4 protein-coding genes are annotated in these 3,895 nt (G+C 48.6%); all 4 read right to left on the reverse strand.

Features of this window, described 5'->3' with window-relative positions:
* Positions 1 to 80: 80 nt before the first annotated feature.
* Positions 81 to 1,448, reverse strand: a complete 1,368-nt coding sequence (locus WBA23_RS19890; RefSeq protein WP_424584030.1) for a M24 family metallopeptidase — start codon at positions 1,446 to 1,448, stop codon at positions 81 to 83.
* Positions 1,449 to 1,557: 109 nt separating this feature from the next.
* Positions 1,558 to 2,076, reverse strand: a complete 519-nt coding sequence (locus WBA23_RS19895) for a GNAT family N-acetyltransferase (protein WP_424584031.1) — start codon at positions 2,074 to 2,076, stop codon at positions 1,558 to 1,560.
* Between the two features lie 79 nt (positions 2,077 to 2,155).
* A complete protein-coding gene (locus tag WBA23_RS19900) occupies positions 2,156 to 3,118 on the reverse strand; it encodes a zinc-dependent alcohol dehydrogenase (RefSeq protein WP_424584032.1) in 963 nt (320 codons plus the stop codon).
* Positions 3,111 to 3,895: RibD family protein (locus WBA23_RS19905; protein WP_424584033.1), on the reverse strand; the 785-nt coding region annotated here is incomplete at its 5' end. The genes WBA23_RS19905 and WBA23_RS19900, both read right to left, overlap by 8 nt.

Below are 3,895 nucleotides of genomic sequence, written 5' to 3' on the forward strand. Positions count from 1 at the left end.
CTACCAAGACACCTAATTAGCGAACAACGTTGTACGCTGTTCAAAATAACGATCGCTAAGCAACAGCGCTATTTAATGGACTAATACTCCACTACTTCATTAACCCGCTGACGAGGAATTAGGAATAACTCTTTCTGGCGGCCATCGAGGTAGCGCACCTTTTTGCCATCAAAAAAAGCATCTTCTTCCATCATCATTCGCACTTCTTTATCCCATTCAGGAATAAATACCGCGGCATTCAGCTCAATAGAATACGCGGTGTTGGAGTACATCGGGTAATCACCCTTCACCGGTACGCCACCCTGCTGATCCCACAGTCCGATAGTGGGGCCCGAGCCATGACCGTAGTAGCCGATGGGGTGGGTATAAATGGTAGGCTTTATGCCTTCGGCTTTAGCTTCCTCAATAGACGCTAGTAAAATTTCGTTACCGGTCCGACCTACCCGAAAGTTATCGGTCAGAATATCCATCAGACGCAAAGCGGTTTGATGGGCTTTTCGCAAGTAAGGCGGAGCTTCGGTCTCCCCCGGTTTCAACACGTAAGCATTCTCCTGCGTATCAGTGTTCATATCCAGGTAGGTGATGCCAAAATCTACATGTAACAAGTCGCCGGGCATAATCACTTGCTTATCAGGGCGTTGGGAAAAACTACGTTGGTTCTCTTGGTTTTCAGGGGCAGATCGTTGCACATCTACTGTGGGGTGAAACCAAGTGTCCAGCCCGAGTTCATTCACTCGGTTGCGGTACCACCAAACTACTTCTTCGGTAGTCGTAATTCCGGGATGAACCACTTTCTCAGAAAATCCTTCGGCAATAATATGGTGAGCAATCCGGGCGATATGCTCGTACAGTATCACTTCGCGTTCGGTGCGGGTTTCTAACCAACCGATAGCTAGGTTTTCCGCGGAGGTGACCTTTTTAGCTTGGTCAGTGGATAGCGCATCCATCAGGTGTAAATAATCAGTGTGGGCCAACCCGTCAGCTTGAGCAAAATGTTCCGAAGTATTCACTCCGATTTGCTCCGGATCGCGTTCGGCAATGATCTCGGCCAATCGCTTCCACTGGTCGGGTTCTTCCTCGGGATTCCAGGCTTTTTTGAATACGCTACCTACATCGTAGCGAGCTACTGCCAGACATTCTACTGAGTCAGCTCCTTCGGGATAATACATCACCAGCATGGTGGTGCGCCGAGCTGAGAGCCAGGTAGGTGGAAGCAGGGTTTTCAGTACCGGGTCTTCGTTGTACTCCCGAGAGATAAGCAGCCACAGATCAATGCCACTACGCTCCATCAAATCGGGTAAAATAGTGCGAATGCGCTCTTCCAGAATCTCTTCTTCTACCTGCGCTCGTTCTTGCAAATCCAGCACCTTGGGTAACGCTGATTGAGCCGTAGCGGAGAAGACAATAAACAGACAGCAGACAGTAGCAAGTAGTGTTTTCAATTTCATCGTTTAGGATAGGTTTCGGTCAATCCCAAAGCTACAAAACGAATGGTAGGCTTCCTAAAGAAAAGAGCAGACTACGCGTTGGGATGGAAGGGTGAATTGCGAGAGGAACTTATTTTTTTAACTGATATAAGTGCACCGGTTCAAAAAAGTTAGGATTATTAGTTAAGCCTACGTTCTCAAACCCGTTTTTCTCAGCCACTCGTTTAGCTCCTTCGTTATCCGGGGTAACGAAGGCTTTAAGCGTGGTAAACGGAAGATTCTCGAAGGCGTAGCGGGTCATTTCGGCTACAATTTCGGTAGCTAAGCCTTGTCCCCAGAAAGTCGGTGCGATAGCATAGAATAGCTCGGCTTCTTCTTCGTCCAGCGAATTGTACCCGGTGGCTCCCACAAATTTACCCGACTGCTTCTCTTCTACTCCGAAGATCAGAATTGGGTTATCAAAATCGTAAAACGAAGTGATCAGACTCAGTAGGTGCTGGGTGCCTCGTTCGGTGGTAGTTTCTTCGTCAAATGCCAGCGTAGCGGTCACCCGGGGGTCACCCAGCAGGGCTTCAAAATCAGCTTCGTCGGCTGAAGTGAGCTTTCGAACCTTTGTACGGGTTGTTTCGGTAGAATGAAAATTCTCCATATCAGCGACTAAGATAGTAAAGCTTAACTATCTTTTTCAAGAAGTAGCGGACGCTAAATTAGAAAGTCGCTATTCTGATTTAGTAACGAATAGTCCAACTCAACTGCGAACGATCACCCTGCCGAAGCTTATCAAACAGTTGGGGCGAATCGGCAAAATTTACCGTGGCGGTTAAAAATTCATCCCAACGATCATTCTTCAGTAGCTCCAGCACCGTTTGCTTTCGCCGACGATAATCCCAGCGGGCTTGCTGATGCGGAGGGATCTGGGAAACCTGCGAGCTAATAATCTGCTTCCGCTGCTGGTGGAAACTTCCACCTAGCTTCACTTTCGCCGAACGGGTGCCGTACCAACTCAACTCAACTATTTTTCCTCCGTTGCCTACACCATCAATGCCAGTTTGCAATCCCGCACTACTACCGCTAGTATGAAACGCTACGTCAAAGGGCACATCTGATGAATCATGTAATTGAAAGCCTAAGTTTTTAGCTAACGTTTGGCGCACTGAGTCTGCTTCAGCTACCCGCACTTGCGTAGCGGGAAACTGACGAGCCAGATGAGCGACCAGCGAACCGACTAGTCCCATTCCTACCACTAATATCCGATCTCCGGTGGAAAGGCCACTATCCCAAATGGCGTTTAGGGCGGTTTCCAGATTACTGGCTAACACCGCTCGTTGGGGCGGAACTTCATTAGGGATAACCGTCACGTCTGTCTCGTTCACTACACATTCGGACTGGTGCGGATGTAGCAAGTGAACGTGTTTATCTAAGATAGATTTATTGCCCTCAATCACTTTCCCGACCAGCGAATAACCGTACTTGACTGGAAACGAGAAATCCCCTTCCATGTACGGCACTCGCATGGAGCGGTGCAGTTCCAGTGGAACCTGTCCGGAAGCTACCAAAGTCTCGGTACCACTGCTGATGAGCGAGTATACCGCTTCAATACGGCACTGACCATCGGTGAGGGGCAAACTTGGCTGGGTACGAATAAGGCTTTTTTGGGCCGATGTATGCCAGAGGGCCGAAGGGTTAGTCATGGTGCATTTCGCCCACAAACATAAACGTATCGCCGATGGGTTTATAGTAAAAACGATCAAACTGCACCGCTTCGCTCACTGAACTGATTTCGGGTAGCGTAAAACTATCCAACCCCGACCCAAAAATCAGGGGGGCAATGTGCAATTGCAAAACATCGATTAGCTTTTGCGCTAAGAAGCTAGAGGTGGTGGCGGAGCCACCTTCCACGTACACGGTAGATAGTCCTTTTTCAAAGAGCAACCGAAGTATATCCAAGCAGGCGATTTTTCCGGTTTCGTCGGCAGCCAACTGAACATATTCGGCATTTTCCAAGCAAGGATCTTTGCCGCTGCCGATCACCAGTACGGGATTTTCAGTATTACTCTGCAAACTACTAAAATCACTTTCGGTAGAGCAAATGACTACTCTCCGGGGGTTGCTACCTTTCACCAAGCGGACGGTAAGCGAAGGATGGTCGTAGTTGAGCGTGTGCGACCCAATAAGAATACTAGAGCACAGAGCCCGCATCCGGTGAGCGTGGATGAGATTGTCATCGTTACCAATCCACTTAGAGTCACCCTGTTGGGTAGCAATTTTCCCGTCTAACGACTGGGCAAAGTGGGTAATCGCTATCGCTCGCTGCTGCTTTTTGGCCTGAATGGGTAGAAAGCAGTAAGGCATATAGGTTGCCAGAAAATCAATAACCTCTTCATCCAGCTCGTACACGTAATCCAGCACCAAGATTGTGTTGTCTAGGAGAAAAGAGGTTGCCTTATGATGCTGAATATCAGCCTCGG

This window comes from Tunicatimonas sp. (assembly GCF_049647865.1).
Classification (GTDB): domain Bacteria; phylum Bacteroidota; class Bacteroidia; order Cytophagales; family Cyclobacteriaceae; genus Tunicatimonas.

Excerpts from the sequence above, each read along its gene's own strand:
- WBA23_RS19900 (WP_424584032.1), bottom strand. The coding sequence starts at position 3,118 with ATGACTAACCCTTCGGCCCTCTGGCATACATCGGCCCAAAAAAGCCTT.
- WBA23_RS19890 (WP_424584030.1), bottom strand. The coding sequence starts at position 1,448 with ATGAAATTGAAAACACTACTTGCTACTGTCTGCTGTCTGTTTATTGTC.
- WBA23_RS19895 (WP_424584031.1), bottom strand. The coding sequence starts at position 2,076 with ATGGAGAATTTTCATTCTACCGAAACAACCCGTACAAAGGTTCGAAAG.